The 16,710-nt window shown below is 37.8% G+C and carries 17 protein-coding genes and 1 other annotated feature; of the genes, 1 reads left to right on the top strand and 16 read right to left on the bottom strand.

Going from position 1 to position 16,710, the window contains the following annotated elements:
- Positions 1–301: 301 nt before the first annotated feature.
- The 6 genes from JTI58_RS13940 to JTI58_RS13915 form a co-directional block, all read right to left on the bottom strand.
- Positions 302–1,612 carry a uracil-xanthine permease family protein gene (locus tag JTI58_RS13940; protein WP_205441871.1) on the bottom strand — a complete coding sequence of 437 codons (1,311 nt, stop codon included), beginning with the start codon at positions 1,610–1,612 and terminating at the stop codon, positions 302–304.
- 14 nt (positions 1,613–1,626) lie between these two features.
- Positions 1,627–2,175, bottom strand: coding sequence for a bifunctional pyr operon transcriptional regulator/uracil phosphoribosyltransferase PyrR (pyrR, locus tag JTI58_RS13935; protein ID WP_205441869.1), 549 nt, complete (start codon positions 2,173–2,175; stop codon positions 1,627–1,629).
- A 240-nt stretch (positions 2,176–2,415) separates the two neighbouring features.
- Entirely contained in the window at positions 2,416–3,327 is a 912-nt protein-coding gene (locus tag JTI58_RS13930) for an RluA family pseudouridine synthase (RefSeq protein WP_205441867.1), read from the bottom strand.
- Entirely contained in the window at positions 3,324–3,803 is a 480-nt protein-coding gene (gene lspA, locus JTI58_RS13925; protein WP_004227346.1) for a signal peptidase II, read from the bottom strand. The genes JTI58_RS13930 and lspA overlap by 4 nt, the downstream gene beginning before the upstream one ends.
- 166 nt (positions 3,804–3,969) lie before the next feature.
- Positions 3,970–5,538 (bottom strand): sodium/solute symporter, encoded by a 1,569-nt coding sequence (locus JTI58_RS13920; RefSeq protein WP_205441865.1) that lies wholly within the window; start codon positions 5,536–5,538, stop codon positions 3,970–3,972.
- Positions 5,539–5,562: 24 nt separating this feature from the next.
- Positions 5,563–5,898: a DUF485 domain-containing protein gene (locus JTI58_RS13915; RefSeq protein ID WP_205441863.1), complete on the bottom strand. Its 336-nt coding sequence runs from the start codon at positions 5,896–5,898 to the stop codon at positions 5,563–5,565.
- Between the two features lie 202 nt (positions 5,899–6,100).
- On the opposite strand from JTI58_RS13915, the gene JTI58_RS13910 reads away from it, so the two are divergent.
- Complete coding sequence (locus JTI58_RS13910) at positions 6,101–7,306, top strand: helix-turn-helix domain-containing protein (RefSeq protein ID WP_205441861.1); 1,206 nt, start codon at positions 6,101–6,103, stop codon at positions 7,304–7,306.
- A 101-nt stretch (positions 7,307–7,407) separates the two neighbouring features.
- Here JTI58_RS13910 and ileS read toward each other — a convergent pair whose 3' ends face one another.
- From ileS to JTI58_RS13860, 10 genes are all read right to left on the bottom strand, one after another.
- Entirely contained in the window at positions 7,408–10,176 is a 2,769-nt protein-coding gene (gene ileS, locus JTI58_RS13905) for an isoleucine--tRNA ligase (protein ID WP_205441859.1), read from the bottom strand.
- Between the two features lie 112 nt (positions 10,177–10,288).
- Positions 10,289–10,513 (bottom strand) — a binding site (T-box leader).
- A gap of 96 nt (positions 10,514–10,609) precedes the next feature.
- The gene (locus tag JTI58_RS13900) at positions 10,610–11,134 is read right to left on the bottom strand and encodes a DivIVA domain-containing protein (RefSeq protein WP_131521621.1); all 525 of its coding nucleotides are present in this window, start codon (positions 11,132–11,134) and stop codon (positions 10,610–10,612) included.
- Positions 11,135–11,229: 95 nt separating this feature from the next.
- Positions 11,230–12,018: a YlmH family RNA-binding protein gene (locus tag JTI58_RS13895; RefSeq protein ID WP_205441850.1), complete on the bottom strand. Its 789-nt coding sequence runs from the start codon at positions 12,016–12,018 to the stop codon at positions 11,230–11,232.
- 199 nt (positions 12,019–12,217) lie between these two features.
- The gene (locus tag JTI58_RS13890) at positions 12,218–12,499 is read right to left on the bottom strand and encodes a YggT family protein (RefSeq protein WP_205441848.1); all 282 of its coding nucleotides are present in this window, start codon (positions 12,497–12,499) and stop codon (positions 12,218–12,220) included.
- Between the two features lie 20 nt (positions 12,500–12,519).
- Positions 12,520–13,017, bottom strand: coding sequence for a cell division protein SepF (locus tag JTI58_RS13885; protein ID WP_205441846.1), 498 nt, complete (start codon positions 13,015–13,017; stop codon positions 12,520–12,522).
- Complete coding sequence (locus tag JTI58_RS13880; RefSeq protein ID WP_342442654.1) at positions 13,001–13,705, bottom strand: YggS family pyridoxal phosphate-dependent enzyme; 705 nt, start codon at positions 13,703–13,705, stop codon at positions 13,001–13,003. The genes JTI58_RS13885 and JTI58_RS13880 overlap by 17 nt, the downstream gene beginning before the upstream one ends.
- Before the next feature lie 119 nt (positions 13,706–13,824).
- Positions 13,825–14,067 carry a PRC-barrel domain-containing protein gene (locus JTI58_RS13875; protein ID WP_225340754.1) on the bottom strand — a complete coding sequence of 81 codons (243 nt, stop codon included), beginning with the start codon at positions 14,065–14,067 and terminating at the stop codon, positions 13,825–13,827.
- Between the two features lie 128 nt (positions 14,068–14,195).
- On the bottom strand, positions 14,196–14,969 hold the full coding sequence (sigG, locus tag JTI58_RS13870; RefSeq protein ID WP_004227313.1) for an RNA polymerase sporulation sigma factor SigG: 774 nt from the start codon (positions 14,967–14,969) through the stop codon (positions 14,196–14,198).
- Between the two features lie 114 nt (positions 14,970–15,083).
- Positions 15,084–15,791, bottom strand: coding sequence for an RNA polymerase sporulation sigma factor SigE (gene sigE / locus JTI58_RS13865; protein WP_009373518.1), 708 nt, complete (start codon positions 15,789–15,791; stop codon positions 15,084–15,086).
- 13 nt (positions 15,792–15,804) lie between these two features.
- On the bottom strand, positions 15,805–16,638 hold the full coding sequence (locus JTI58_RS13860) for a sigma-E processing peptidase SpoIIGA (protein ID WP_205441842.1): 834 nt from the start codon (positions 16,636–16,638) through the stop codon (positions 15,805–15,807).
- Positions 16,639–16,710: the final 72 nt, after the last annotated feature.

The following is a 16,710-nucleotide window of genomic DNA, read 5'->3' as shown; positions in this document are numbered from 1 at the left end:
ATTAGGTTGTGAGTCGTGAACGTCTTATGTATGACGTTCTTTAAGTCAATTTCGCCTTGGCGTAATTGCGTCCGGATTTTGAATTGGGCTTGCACAATTCAAAATCCGTGACAACCGCCAGAGGCTTTATCTTCAATCATCCTCTTTCTTAAGGTGATGATTGAAGATAAAAAAGGCCCCGTTGATGTCATCAACGAGGCATGAGGAGGCGTGACAAACTACAGCAAGACATACATCCTACTTCAGCCTGTCCACAACTTCCCTTTTTTTGCCTCTCTGGACAATTCATTAAAAGGTACTTCTATGAATCTTTATTTTGATTGTATGGTACGGGTACATCAGCTTCCTTTTTACCTGGCAGAATCGCATTTAATAGCACACCGATAATCGCTGCTAACGCCATTCCTTCAACACTCAATGATTCTGAGATAACAAACTTGGCACCGCCAATGCCAATGACTAAAATCACTGAAGCAATCACTAGGTTACGACTGTTACCAAAATCAATATGATTATCTACTAGCATACGTAAGCCACTTGCTGCGATAATTCCGAAGAGTAGGATGGAAACGCCACCTAGTACTGCGGTTGGAATCGTTGCGATTACTGCCATTGCTTTCCCGAAGAATGATAGTAAGATGGCAACCACTGCTGCACCTGCAATAACGTAGATACTGTATACTCGAGTAATGGCTAGTACACCAATATTTTCACCGTACGTTGTTTTCGGAGGACCGCCGATTAAAGCACTGACAAATGTTCCGAGCCCGTCACCTAGTAGGGAACGGTGTAAACCCGGTTCTTTAATATAATCTCGATTTACTACTTTTCCTAATACCAGTTGATGACCAATATGTTCAGAAATTGTTACGATCACGATTGGTACCATGATAAGAAGGATTTTTGTTGTTATTTCAAATTCATAATGCACACCTGGTATTAAGAAATCAGGCATGGCGAAGAATTTTGCTTTGGCAATTGGTGTATAGTCTACTATGTCGATCATCATGGAGTAAATGTACCCTACAATTAAGCCAATCAAAATTGGCATAGTACTTAAAATTCCTTTAAAGAAAATCGTAAAGATGATAGCTGTAAAGACTGTAACTAAAGCTGCTGAGAAGTGTAAAAAGCTATACTCCCCATTGACATTCATCGCCATATTCACAGCCGTACCAGATAGTCCAAGTCCAATAACCATGATTACTGGTCCTACCACGATTGGCGGCAAAATTTTCATGATCCACTTATAACCACTTTTCCAAATGATTAAGGATACAATTCCGTACGTAATGCCGACTGCCATTGCACCAATCATGGCATTGCCTGGGTTTACACTTGAGCCGTTTTCATTTAGTCCACCAGCAGCAAGTAAGATTGGTGCAATAAAGGCAAAGGAGGATCCTAAATAAGCTGGTACCTGAAATTTCGTAATTAGTAGGAAGAATAATGTAGCAATTCCGCTCGTTAAGAGGGCAATCGCTGGGCTTAGGCCTACTAACTGCGGCACTAAAATCGTTGATCCAAACATCGCAAACATATGCTGGAAACTTAATGTCACTAGCTGAAGCGGGGTCGGTTTATCCTTAATATCTAAAACTGCATTTGACATACTGTTTCCTCACTTTATTGTTCGTCTTCTTTGTAAATAATGACGCAATCTTCTCCGTCTACTTCTTGTAAATTGACTACGATGCGCTCAGAGCCAGAAGTTGGAACGTTTTTCCCTACATAGTCTGCTCTAATTGGTAGCTCTCGATGTCCTCTATCCACTAGAACGGCTAGTTGAATTTGTCCTGGTCTTCCTAGATCCATCACTGCATCTAGCGCTGCACGTACTGTTCGTCCTGTATAAAGTACATCATCCACTAAGATGATCTTTTGATTTTTCACTTGATACTCGATATCAACTTGTTCTACATGTGCTTGTTCATTTTCATGTTTTGTTGTTAAATCATCTCGGTAAAGTGTAATATCAAGTTCCCCTGTACGAATCGGTTTACCTTCAATTTTTTCAATTCGCTGTGCCAAACGTCTGGCTAGAAAGGCACCTCGTGTTTTAATGCCAACTAAAATACATTCATCGATTCCTTTATTACGTTCTATAATTTCATGGGCAATACGTGTTAATGCTCGTGTCATTGATGGGCCATCTAATAATTCATTTTGTGCCATATTCGTATCCTCCTCTCTTCAATCTATTGTCGGCCATGTGTCCATAAAAAAACCTCTCGAGGCGAATAGCCTGAGAGGGTTGTATACGTGTCGAAAAAGCATGTTGGAAAAATTTGCAGCACAAATTTTCACAACACTATCACATGTCCCTTCTCAGCCTCTCTGGACTGCTATTAAAGGTGAATATTTAGTTATGTTGTTCATTCACTGTCGTTAGTATAGACTTTCTTTTCGTATACGTCAATGCCTATTTCTTAAATCATTTAATAATTGTTCATAATCAGCAGGAAGTGGTGTTTCAAACTCCAAATATTCTCCAGATGAAGGATGATCGAATCCTAAAGTCGCTGCATGTAAAACTTGTCCACCAAAGTCGATTGTCTTTTTCGGACCATATTTTGGATCTCCAACAAGTGGGAAACCAATATAATTCATATGCACACGAATTTGGTGTGTACGTCCTGTTTCTAAACGACATTCCACAAGCGTATAGTCACCAAAACGTTCAATCACTTGGAAGTGTGTAACAGCATGTTTACCCTTATCAACGACTGCCTGTTTTTGTCGATCTTTTTGGTCACGTCCAATTGGCGCATCAATTGTTCCCTTATCATGTGCAATATGCCCGTGGACAAGGGCAATATATTTACGAGTAACCGTTTTATTAACTAACTGATTGACTAATGATTCATGGGCCGTATCGTTTTTAGCAACCATTAATAAGCCTGATGTATCTTTATCGATACGATGAACGATACCAGGTCGTAGCACACCATTAATCCCTGATAAATCTTGACAATGATACATTAATCCATTTACCAGTGTACCTCCCATATGGCCCGGTGCTGGATGTACCACCATACCCTTAGGTTTGTTCACAACAAGGACATCAGCATCCTCATACACGATATCTAAATCTAGGTTTTCTGCGACTACATCCAATTCTTCAACTTCTGGTACATCGATAGCAATGACGTCACCAGCTTTAACCTTATATTTTGCTTTCACAGCATCACCATTTACTTTGATGACTCCCTCACTAATCCAGTTCCCAACTTGCGTGCGGGACCACTCTGATTGTAAGCTTGAAAGTGCCTTATCAATGCGCTCTCCTTGTTGCTGTTCTTCGATTGTATATGTTACTTGCGTCATTGTTTCACCTGTTTCTTCTCTTTTTTATCTTCCATAATTAAGCCAATCATCAGCACGACAACTGCTATTGTTAATGCAGCATCTGCGACATTAAAAATAGGGAAATCATAATTAATAATTGGAATTAAAACATCTACAAAATCGACCACTTCTCCTCTAAATAGACGGTCAATAAAGTTTCCTACTGCACCACCAAGCAAGAGCATTAAGCCCACTTGAAAAACAGGCTTTCCTTTTGCTTCTTTATGATAGAAATAGACAATCGCACAGATAACAGCAACTGTCACAATACTAAACAACCACATTTGCCCCTCTAGCATTCCCCAGGCTGCCCCTCTATTTCGATGAGACAAAATACCAAACCATGGGTCCCATACAGCAATGCGTTCAGCATATTCCATATTTTTCACAATTAGCCATTTTGTCCATTGGTCCAATAAAACGACAAAAGCAGCTAATCCATAATATTTATACACAGACATTCCTCCGTTCACTCAACATCTTACCTATTCTACCATAACAGCACCATTCACAATAACTAATATCATATCAAAATATGGCGGATATCCAATCTCTTTGCGGGAATATAAAAAAGCTATTCCTATTACGTTTAAGCAATAGAAATAGCTATAAGTTATTGGGTTATACGGTTTCAGATTCCTTTGAATGCACTCGCTTCATGAAGTCATTGACATCAGCAGGAACTTTACGATCTAGTAATGACACGATAATAACAGATAAGAAGCCCACAGGCACCGTCACAATACCTGGAATTTTAAACTGTAAGAAGCTTGGTAACGTTCCTGGTAAAAAGATCATCCACATAGATACGCCAAGTCCAATTAGTAATCCTGCAATAGCTCCCTTTTCTGTCATGCCTCTCCACCAAATACCTAATATAAATATTGGCGTGAATGTACTTGCTGCGACAGTAAAGGCGAGCGCCACTAAATGGCCAATGGATGCATCCTTTACAAGTAATCCCAATGCTCCATATAAAATACCTAATAATACAATGGCCACTTTCCCTGCAATAACACGTTGTTTTTGTGTAATATCCTTTTTCATGATGTTGGCATATAAATCATGAGCTAGTGCGCCTGAGCTTGTAATAAACAGTCCTGAAAGATTGGAGAAAATAGCTGCAAATGCTCCTGCTATGACTAATCCAAGTAGCCATTTGCCACCTAGTGCAAGGGCTGTAGTAGGAATCACCATATTATTTCCACCTAGCACTAAATCGCGCATAACTTCCTCACTAGCTGTTCCAGAAATGAAAATAGATCGACCTACAACACCTAAATAAACAGCTAATAGGAAGAACGCACTTGCAATCCCAATGGCCATGAGTGCAGATTTACGGGCTGCTTTAGCACTCGGATTTGTATAAAATCGTAATAAGATATGAGGAAGTCCAATTGTTCCTAGCGCTAGCCCAATTGTCATACTAATTGTTTGCCAGAATGTTGGGAAATAGAAGCCCGTGCCTGTCCAAGCAGCACCATCAAAGTTTATATCATTGCCATCTAAGGCATACGGTGAAGTGCCTGTGATTGGACCACTAAATGAATGGATGGCTGCTAAAATTTTATCGTAATGTAAACCACCATAAACCGCTGCAATTAACATCACGATAAACGCACCAAGACGAATCCATAACTCTAATGCTTGGTTGATGGTTGTCCCTTTCATACCACCAATTCCTACATAAAAAATCATAACAACACAAGTAAAAATAATGCCAAATTCATAAGAAGTACCAAAAAACATACTTAAAATTTGTGCAGCACCTAATAGTTGGGGAGCTGCATAAAAGCCGGAAATAGCTAAAACCACCGCCACCGCTACAAGCCGTGCTCGTTTACTGTGAAAACGATAGCCTAAAAAATCTGCAACGGTAAATGCACCAAAGCGTCTTAAAGGACCCGCCACAAAAATCGCTAATAATGTTAACCCAATGGAGAAGCAAAAAGCATAATAAGCACCATCATATCCAAGTTGAAATGTTAAACCTGCGATGCCCAGGAATGTTGCTGCACTTAAGTAATCCCCACCAATGGCAGAACCATTTGTAAACCATCCGAAGCTTCTGCCACCTACAAAGAAATCCGATGCGGTTGCATTTCTTTTTGTTAAATACGTAATGTATACAATCGTTCCCATCAAAGCAATGGTCATTAACATCTTTGGTTCTAATAGAGCTTCCATCATTCAACATTTCCCCCTTTATTCCAACTACTTATTTGCTATATCGTATTTTTTTAGTCGTTTCTCGTACATAGCAGTGTGAACATATGCAATAATAAATGCCATAGCCATCATCACAATTGTTGTCACAAACCATGTGACTGTCATACCACCCCAGATCCTCTTGAATGCAAATGCTGGCGCAAACCAATTCATAATAGGGATACTAAAAATCACAATAAAGTAAAATATCGATAAACCTAAACCTGTTTTAAATTCATCTTTCATAATTTTGTTTGTTGTTGCATCTAAAGGTGGTAGATCTTTCACATCAACTGTTCCTGCTTCTACATAGTCATAATCATGACTGCCTACTTCCGCCATAAGCCAACTCCCCCTTTTCGTATCAGTAAATAATTGTCTGAAATTTCAAATTATTATTCACTACAATTATTCTATTCTATTTCAACTTCAATATAGATATAAAATTTTGCTGTATTAGTACAAAAAATTGCTATTTTAAGTTAAAATATTTTTATCTTTTTATTCGTAGGAGGCTGGTAGCATTTTAAAGGTGGTATGGTATATGGAAAGCTCATTTGACAAGCAGCAAATGAGTGAATGGTTAAAAGAGGTTTTACCAAACGCTTTAGAGGAATGTAAAATGCCTAAGCCAGAAGATGAGGTCATTATTGTCTATGAAGTAAACCGGTTATTTGATTGGGTAAAAATTAATCGCTTAAAAAGAAACTATCCTAATAGTATAATTGTCCCGTTTGTTACAGAACACCTCACCTACTCGACTGGTATAGCAATTGAATTAGTTTTACCTGCACTTCTCATAAAACCATTACAAAAATCAAAATTTTTACGAATCGTAAAAAAACTGTACACATCCTATCAGGAAAAAAAAGCAAGTACACTCACAATGCTTGAGCTATCACAACAAGTATCCCAACAACATACCTCTCCGTTCAGGGAAGCATTTTTAAAACGTCTGATCCGTGGAGAAATTGACGATGAACAAGAAATTATACAATCCGCATCATTTTTATCGACAAGCTGTATTCCTAATATTGTATTTTTAATTCAGGGCTATATTGATGGAGATGATAAGAGGGCTATCCCACATGATGCGAGTAGTAGTATTACAACCGTTTTTCGCCAATACTTTGCTGACAAGGCCCCATTATCCTTTTTACATTTTGAACGCTATTTACTACTTCTTATGCGAATTCCGTCTGAGTACAACTCTTTTAAACATTGGGCAGAGGGTGAAGCCTGTCTATTAGAGGTGATCGAGACACTAAAAAAGGACCACTCTATTCATCTATTTATGGGGATTGGTGGTGTATTTCAGGATGCTATGCATGTGAAGGAATCCTATAGTCAGGCTAGAAAAGCACGTAGAAAACCACCTATCCATAACATTCACATCAGGTATTACGAAGATTTAACAAAGCATGAGCAGCTTCAAAAAGCTATTCAGTATATTGAAGAACATTATGACGAACAGCTGACCATACGTGATGTTGCAAAATATATTAGCTTTAGCCCAACTCATTTTAGTAGACTATTTAAAAAAGAAACGGGTCGCAATTTCGTTGACTATGTTGCTTATACGCGCATTATCAAAACCTTACCTTTTTTACGCAAGTACGACTACACCGTAGAAAAAATCTCCTCCACCTGTGGCTTTAATACACCAAATTACTATAGTTTAACCTTTAAAAAATATGTAGGAATCTCTCCAACAGACTACCGCAATACGACAGAAATTTTATTTAAATAATTTAGAAAGAATCTGCAAAAACCTCATGAAAAAAAGCAAGCCCCCATCAAGGAGACTTGCTTATCATCTACATGAGAATGCAGATTCTTATTTTGCATAGATTACACGTAATATTTTTCTACAACTTCTGCACAGCGAGCGCATACTGTAGGTTGTGCCTCATTTGCACCAACTGTTTCAGAAATTGACCAGCAACGCTCACATTTCTCACCTGTCGCCTTCTCAACAACAATGGAAACATGCTCAAGTGCTAAAGCTTCAGCAGGCGCTTCTTCTATGGCAGCTACCTCGAAAGCTGAAACGATGGAAAGTTGTGCAAAGTCAATGTTGGCATCGTTCAATAATGCGACAATGTCCTCTTTTGCATAGACAGTCACTTTTGCTTCAAGTGATTTACCAATTGTTTTCGCATTACGTGCTTCCTCTAATGCTTTTAAAATATCATCGCGTACATCAATAATTTTTTCCCATTTTGTGCGTAGGCTGTCAAAATTCGCTTGAACATCTACCTCTGGGAAGTCCGTTAATTGAACAGAAGCCTCTTCTACAATACCTTGAGCATTTAGGTAAGACCACATTTCATCTGTTGTATGTGGGATAACTGGTGTCATGATTTTAACCAATGTCATTAATGTATCATAAATAACTGTTTGCATCGCACGACGATCTTTATTGTCATGACCCTCAATATAGACAACGTCTTTTGCAATATCCAGATAGAATGAAGATAACTCTACAGCAACAAAATTATTGACTACATGATAGACAGCAGCAAAATCATAGCGATCATATGCAGCACGTACAGTTTTTAAGACATCTTGTAAGCGCATATACACATATTGATCCATTTCACGAAGCTCTGCATAAGCTACACGATCTTTCTTAGGATCGAAATCAGCAATATTACCGTGTAAGAAACGGAATGTATTACGAATTTTACGATACACTTCAGATACTTGCTTTAACATATCCATAGAAATGCGCACATCTGCTGTATAGTCAACAGAAGCAACCCATAAACGAAGAATGTCTGCGCCATACTGATCCATTACTTTTTGTGGGATAATTACATTCCCTAATGATTTACTCATTTTACGTCCTTCACCATCAAGAACGAAACCATGTGTTAAAAGTCCTTTATATGGTGCATAGCCGTTAATCGCTACAGATGTAATAAGAGATGAATTAAACCAACCACGGTGTTGGTCAGAGCCCTCTAAATAGAGATCAGCTGGATATTTCATGCCACGTTCTACGAGTACACCTTGGTGTGATGAACCTGAGTCGAACCATACGTCCATAATATCATTTTCTTTTGTGAATTCACCGTTCGGGCTTCCTGGATGTGTAAAGCCTTCTGGCAATAATTCTTTTGCTGTTTTTTGGAACCAAATATTTGATCCATGCTCACGGAATAATGCTGAGACATGACTAATTGTTTCAGGTGTAATAATTGGTTCACCATTTTCAGCATAGAAAATCGGAATCGGCACACCCCAAGCACGTTGACGTGAAATTACCCAGTCTCCACGATCACGAATCATATTATAAAGACGCGTTTCTCCCCAAGCTGGTGTAAATGCTGTTGCTTTTACAGCCTCTAATAACTCTCCACGGAATGCTTCAACGGATGCAAACCATTGAGGTGTCGCACGATAAATAACAGGCTTTTTCGTACGCCAGTCATGTGGGTATGAGTGCGTAAAGAAATCAAGCTTTTCTAACGCTTCTACTTCTTTTAGTTTTTCTGTTACTAGTTTATTCGCATCATTATAAAACACGCCTTCAAAGCCTGGTGCTTCATCTGTATAACAGCCACTATTATCAAGAGGGCTAAGAATACCTAAACCATACTGTTTACCAATATGATAATCGTCTTCCCCGTGTCCTGGTGCTGTATGAACACAACCAGTACCCGCTTCAGCTGTTACGTGTTCACCTACCATAATAAGAGATTCACGATCATAGAATGGATGCTGTGCTACAATACGATCTAGTGCCTCACCTTTAACTTCCTGTACAACCTCATAGTCTTCCCATCCAAGCGTATTTGCCACTGGCTCTAATAATTCTTTGGCAATGATGAATTTTTTATTAGCCACCGCAACTACGACATAGACAAATTCAGGATTCAAAGAAATCCCTAAGTTTGCTGGTAATGTCCAAGGTGTTGTTGTCCAAATAATAAATTTTGCGTCTGCTGGTACAACACCTTTTGCATCCTTAATAGCAAAGCTTACATAAATGGATGGTGATTTGATGTCCTTATATTCAATTTCAGCTTCCGCTAGAGCAGATTCAGAAGATGGTGACCAATAAACTGGTTTTAATCCTTTATAGATATAACCTTTTTCGGCCATTTTACCAAATACCTCAATTTGACGTGCTTCAAACTCAGGCTTCAACGTAATATAAGGATTTTCCCAATCCCCACGAATGCCTAATCGACGGAATTGTGTACGTTGATTGTCAATTTGCTCATAAGCATACTCTTCACAAAGTTGGCGGAATGCTGCAACTGACATTTCTTTACGCTTTACACCTTTGTTCGTCAATGCTTGCTCAATTGGTAAACCATGTGTATCCCAACCTGGAATATAATTTACATGGTAGCCAGTCATAGAACGATGACGTGTAATCATATCCTTCAATACTTTATTTAAAGCATGGCCGATGTGGATATCACCATTGGCATATGGTGGGCCATCATGTAGAACAAATTCTGGGCGATCTTCCGTACGCTCCATTTGTAATTTGTTAATATCCATAGCATTCCATTTTTCTTGCATTTTTGGCTCATTTGCCGGTAAGTTTCCACGCATTGGGAAATCTGTTTTTGGCATTAATAAAGTATCTTTGTATTCAACCATTAAAATTCCTCCTTTATTTTACATAAACAGGTAGACATTCTTCTCATACGACAGTTATTGGCAAACTTATCTAAAACGATTCGGGAACAAACAAAAAAAGCCCTCAATCCCACTAAGGGACGAGAAGCTTCTACTCGCGGTACCACCCTACTTGTAGCACAAAAAAATTGCACTACCTCTTAAAAGCACATTTAACGTCGTGCATCACGAAATAACCTACTTTTTTCAGTTATTTAGCTCAGAAGTGATGTTCAATGCTAGTTGTATGTTTGGGCTCTCACTGTCCCCAAATCGCTTAACAACGCCTAACAAATACTGTCTTCGTCTCTGCTTTTATGCATATCTGTTCAAAATAATTACTATTACAAAGTATATGAAATTCAAACAATCGCGTCAAGTTTCATTTGTCAATTGCAACAATTAAAAAGAAAAGTTAAATATCTTCAGAATCCTGTGCTTCCTCAACAGATGCTTGAATTTCTGTTAAATCAATATCATATTGCAGCAAATGATCCCAGTCATCTGCATTAAGTAAATCAAGCTGTGCTTCTACAAGCATCTTGAAACGATTACGGAATACCTTAGATTGCTTTTTAAGCTCATCAATTTCAATCGTCACCTTACGAGCCTTCGTCAAAGCTTCATTGACAATTCGATCAGCATTTTTTTCAGCTTCTTTTACAATGAGCTTCGCCTCTTTTTGAGAGTTTCTTCGCACTTCATCAGCCGCTTCTTGTGCAACGACAATAGACTTCTGCAAAGTTTCTTCTAAGGAGTTAAAATGTCTCGCTTGTTCTAAGGCCATCTCTAATTGTTTATCAACTTCTTTTTTTTCACGAAGCAGAATTTCATAGTCTTTAATAATCTGATCTAAAAATTCATTTACTTCATCTTCAGCATAGCCTCTGAAGGCTTTTGTAAACTCCTTATTATGTATATCAATAGGTGATAATGGCATACAATCCTTCTCTCCTTTACATGTACATTCGTAATTCCTATTATACAATTGTTCCGACAACTTAGCAGTAAAAATTAATGAAATTTACTTCACTTTCAGCTTTTTTGGGCCAATCGACCGACTTGTAGACGGATTTTATCTTTTTTTGTTCGGCCTTCAGTCATAATAATTTTCACACGACCACTTCCTCGTATCGATAAAATATCTCCCTCTTGTAATTCAAAAGCAACTGTGTCTCGTTCTGTCCAATTAACACGTACTTTTTTCCCAGTAATGAAAGCTTGAGCTTTTTGGCGTGATACATTTAAGACAGTCGCAATAATTACATCTAAACGCATCGAAGATACCGTATGAGATTCCTCCAACCATTCTTCCTCATTTACAATAAGGGAATCCGGTTCTTTTAAAGACTCAATATGCACCTTTACTTTACCAATACCCGTTAAATGTAAACGAACATATTCTGCTACCTCCTGAGCTACAATGAATTGCACCTGGTAATCATTAACTCGAATATCGCCAAATTTACCACGGTTTAAACCTAATGATAGCAATGCACCTAAAACATCAGGATGTCGTAATTGAACAAATTTCACAGGATATTGAATCGTAAATGCCACCAACTGAAAGTCTTCTTCTGTCGCTTCATAGTAAGTAGGAAAAATGAGCATACGCTGCCTTTCTGCTCCATCAAATAAACCTGTGCATGCCGTTTTCAGCGTATCATCCTGCCCGATAATAGAGGTCACAATAAAACGTTGTCTTGGATCAAGAAAATCTGTCAGCTTAGGCGCATAACGATCTTCCACCTCACGTTGCCAACTTATTACCTGTTCAATAAAGGGTTGTTCTTCTTTTCGAAAATGCTGGATTAAGTGTTCCATCTTGTTGTCTCCTCTTTCACTAGTTCCGTTTTGCTTTGTTAGTTGGAAACTTAGTATTCCCAATTAATGACGTTTGGACATCATTGTTTTAAAAATTTTTTATTAGTCGCTTTAGTAGCGGAGTAATTCTTTTTTACTTGATACTTCGTGTTGCATCAAAATAAATAAAAAATCCCCACTAAAACGTGAGGATTTACTTCTAAGCGAACATAAAATATATTTTCTGAATGACTATATAAAGCCCTCTTTCTATAAAATTCAGCATAAAGATGGCCACAATTGGAGAAATATCAATCATACCAAGCGGCGGAATAAACTTCCTAAAAATCCCTAAATATGGCTCACATACTTTTTCAAGCATTCGACCAATGGCTGAATTTTGAGCGGCAGGCACCCAAGACATTAAGATATATGCAATTAGCATAAATGAATAAATCTTAAATGCTAATGATACATAACTAAGTATTAAAAGAAAAGTCATATAAACTACAATCCTCGCTATTAATTATCGTCTAAAATAAAGTTTGTAATTTCACCAGTCACTTCTACATTATCTGGCGTACACAGGAAAATATCCTTACCGATACGTTGAATATCCCCAGCAAGAGCATAGACTGTGCCACTTAAAAAATCAATAATGCGTTTACCTTGCTCTCGTTCAATACGTTGTAAATTAACGATTGTTGCACGCTTATTTTTTAAATGCTCTGCGATATCCTGTGCTTCTGCATAAACTCTGGGTTCTATTAAAACAACTTTTGCTCCCTTAGAACTCATAGCTGCCTGCAAACTGACAATGTTATTAGGAGTTGCTGAACTTTGTGGCACAATTTCATGAATAGGTGCTTTACGTTCTTTCATCATTTTTTTAGGCTTTACTGAATGAATCGGTTGCTGTTGTTGTATGGGTTGTTGTTGCTGAATAGGAGCTTGCGTGATTTCTTCTTCTAATTCTTCTTCAAGGTAAAAGAAGTTTTTAATCTTATTTTTCATGCTCATCCTGTTCCCCTCTTTCATTTCCAACAAGAGCCGTTCCGACTCGAACAAAAGTAGCCCCTTCCTCTACCGCAATTTCAAAGTCATTAGACATGCCCATTGATAACTCGGTACAAGGTGCGTGTGCGAATCCTTGCTCGGCTATTTGCTGTTGACATTGTTTTAATTGCTTGAAAACAGAGCGAATGATTGCTTCGTTTTCGGTGTTTGGTGCCATTGTCATTAAACCTACAACTTGAATCTTTGTAAAACCTTTTAAGGCTTCTACAAAAGGCAAAACTTCTTCGATAGTTAAACCATGTTTTGAATCTTCGCCAGAAACATTTACTTGTACAAAACATTTAACAGGTTGATCTGCTCTTTTTTCAATTTCTTCTGCCAAACTCAAACGATCTAAGGAGTGTAAATAATCAATGCTGTTAATCACTTGTTTTACTTTACGTGTTTGAAGCGACCCAATATAATGCCAGTGTACATCAGCATGAATCTCAGTAATTTTACGATGTAAACCTTCTGGTCTATTTTCACCTAAATGAGTGAGTCCTGCTTCAATTGCTTCTTGCGTTCTTTCAACAGAAACTTCCTTCGTCACCGCAATTATTTGGACTTTATCGCCCTCACGATTCCCTTTTTTTTCTGCTGCTGTTATTAAATCATTTAGTTTGTTTAAATTTGTTAAGATTTTTGTCACTGTTTTTCCCAACTTTACAACAATAGTTTCTTTTATTGTAACAAGCAATGCTTGATTTATCAATGAATAGCCTGACCTATGTCAGCATACAATCCTCACAATTTTATTGACCATATGTTTTAGGAAAGTGCTTTGACTAAAATGACATCCTTGCCAACGACAAGCACATCCTTCATATAGACTTTTCTCACAGACTCTTCGCCTTTAAAAAAACCAAGATATTTGCGAGGCTCTGCAATCAAAAATGCTGTCACATAGCCCGTTTCTTTTGATACTTCGGCATCTATCACAAAGCCTATAAATCGTCCATTTCCTGCTTCAATGACTTCTTTTTGTTGTAACATCGAAAAACGCAATGACATACCTCCTCTATTGTTTACTTTCGTACATTCATTTCTACCATCAAACTTTGCTGTTACTTTATATTTATGTATCACTTGTTGATTGAATGAAGATAAAATGCGCACCGAATAATACGATGCGCATTTTTTTATTTGTAATCTTTTTGCATTGTTTCAATTGCATTTTTTTCAAGACGTGAAATTTGTGCTTGAGAAATCCCAAGTTCTTTGGCAATTTCAGTTTGGGTCTCTCCATAATAAAATCGTTTGGCAACGATCATTTGCTGACGTTCATCTAGCTTTTGCAAGCTTTCCTTTACCGACACATAGGCAACCCATTGATCCTCAGATACATCATCATCTCGTAATTGGTCCATCATATAAACAGCATCTCCGCCATCTGAATAAATGGGCTCTTGTAATGAAACTGGATCTTGAATGGCATCTAAAGCAAATAAAACATCTTCCTTTTTCATGTCAATCATCTCAGCAATTTCTTCAATCGTTGGTTCACGCAAATTATCGGTTATCCATTGCTCTTTTGCCTGCATTGCCTTATAAGCTATATCTCTTAGAGAACGAGATACACGCAATGCATGATGATCACGCAGATGGCGACGAATTTCACCAATAATCATTGGTACAGCATATGTCGAAAATCGTACATTATGCTTTAAATCAAAATGATCAATGGCTTTCATGAGGCCAATACAGCCCACTTGAAATAAATCATCTGCCTGTTCACCTCTATAGGCAAATCTACCGACAATACTAAGCACTAACCTTAAATTGCACATGACAAGCTCTTCTCTAATCTCAGTTTCTCCAGCTTGTAACCGGATGAAGAGTTCCTTCATTTCCTCGTGCTTTAGAATTGGCAAAGTCGATGTATCTAAGCCGCAAAGATCTACTTTTGTTCGCATATTCGATTCCTCCGGATGTTATTCTCTGACTAAACCGTGACATCAGTTTGTCCGAGAGAAACAAGAATATGCAAAAAAGCTGCGACCAATTTTAGGTAGGTTAATTTTCCCTTTCTACGAAATTGGCTGATTTAAATTTTCACGTAAATCTTGAATAATTTTCTTTTCTAAACGGGAAATATATGATTGCGATATGCCTAAATGATCTGCCACTTCTTTTTGTGTCATTTCAACTTTTCCATTGAGACCAAAGCGACATTCCATAATATATCGTTCACGCGCACCTAGTAAATTAATAGCATGGAACATGTGCTGACGTTCAATTTTCTTCTCCACATTGTCTAGAATAATATGCTCTTCTGTTCCTAAAATATCTGACAGTAATAATTCATTTCCATCTGCATCAGAGTTTAGTGGCTCATCTAAGGAAACTTCACCCTTCATACGACTTGTTTTTCGTAAATGCATTAAAATTTCATTTTCAATGCAGCGTGATGCGTATGTTGCTAGCTTAATATTTTTATCCGTATTGAACGTCTCAATCGCCTTTATTAAGCCAATGGAGCCAATGCTAATTAAATCTTCGATTGGCGTTCCCGTATTATCAAAACGTCTAGCAATATAAACAACAAGACGTAAATTACGTTCAATTAGTGTGTCTCTAGCTCGTAAATCACCGTTCATAAAGGATGCAATGACTGTAACTTCTTCTTCTCGACTTAATGGCACTGGCAATGAATCATTTCCCCCTATATAGTACGTTTCACGACTCCGAAACTTACTCCATAATTTTTTCAAGCTAGCAAGTAGCCTAAGAAGCAATAGTTCTCCCCCTCTATGAGTTATTTGAAAGCGCTGAAAAATGTAAAATTGCTGCTGTGCTATGTGGAAAATTTTTAGCTTTTTTGGTTAAAACGATATATTCATTCATTTTCACTTGCGATGGCTCCCCCTTTATATGCCACTCATCAAAGCGAAAACCAAGGACAACGGTTTGCTGTTGTACGGTATTGACATGAATAAATCGTATATAACGCTGATAATCTTCTGAAAACATAGATACATTGTACGGATCTGTTTCTTGCCATTCCATTAATGATTCCCGGAACGCTGAAGGTAAATGTGGCCTCAAAGCAGTATAGGAAACGAAATGAACCGGTTTTCCTGATAATGGCTCAATGGCTTGATTTCCTGTGTCTACAAAGGCAGAAAGTGGTATCTTTGCCCCAAAGATTGTTAAAGTTGTATCAAATACAAATTGACCACTTAAGCGTTCTAACTTTACAAAACCCCATTGCTTATAAAATGCAACAAGATTTAAAACGGCAAGCAAAAAGCAAATCATAATGAAATGGGTGGCAGAAAGATTTTTTAAAAAAGGTTGTAGAGCTGTTAACAATCCGCCAATAACGATCGTTGCTGTTAACACAATCGGTCCTTGCTTCTGAAAACTTCGAATCTTGAAGTGAAACGCTATACCAATTAACAATATAAAACTAAGAATTGTCGTCCACAGCATTTGACCGCCAATGACAGCTACAAAACTACTACAAATAGAACTCATTAATAATCTTAAATTTTTTACAAGGACTCCTGTTACTCTTGCCGTAAACGTGAGTATCGCTAGATTAAAAAGCGTATTAATGAGCACCAGCCATTCTCCATACATAACAGCCGCCTCCTACTTACAAAGTTAGCACGTTACTCCCACAAATATTGTCAAACAATCGCATCATTTCCT

Origin of the sequence: Lysinibacillus fusiformis (assembly GCF_016925635.1) — a bacterium.
Taxonomy (GTDB): Bacteria; Bacillota; Bacilli; order Bacillales_A; family Planococcaceae; genus Lysinibacillus; species Lysinibacillus fusiformis_F.
The sequence above is the reverse complement of the archived record's forward strand: the minus strand, read 5'-3'. Positions and strand labels throughout refer to the sequence as shown.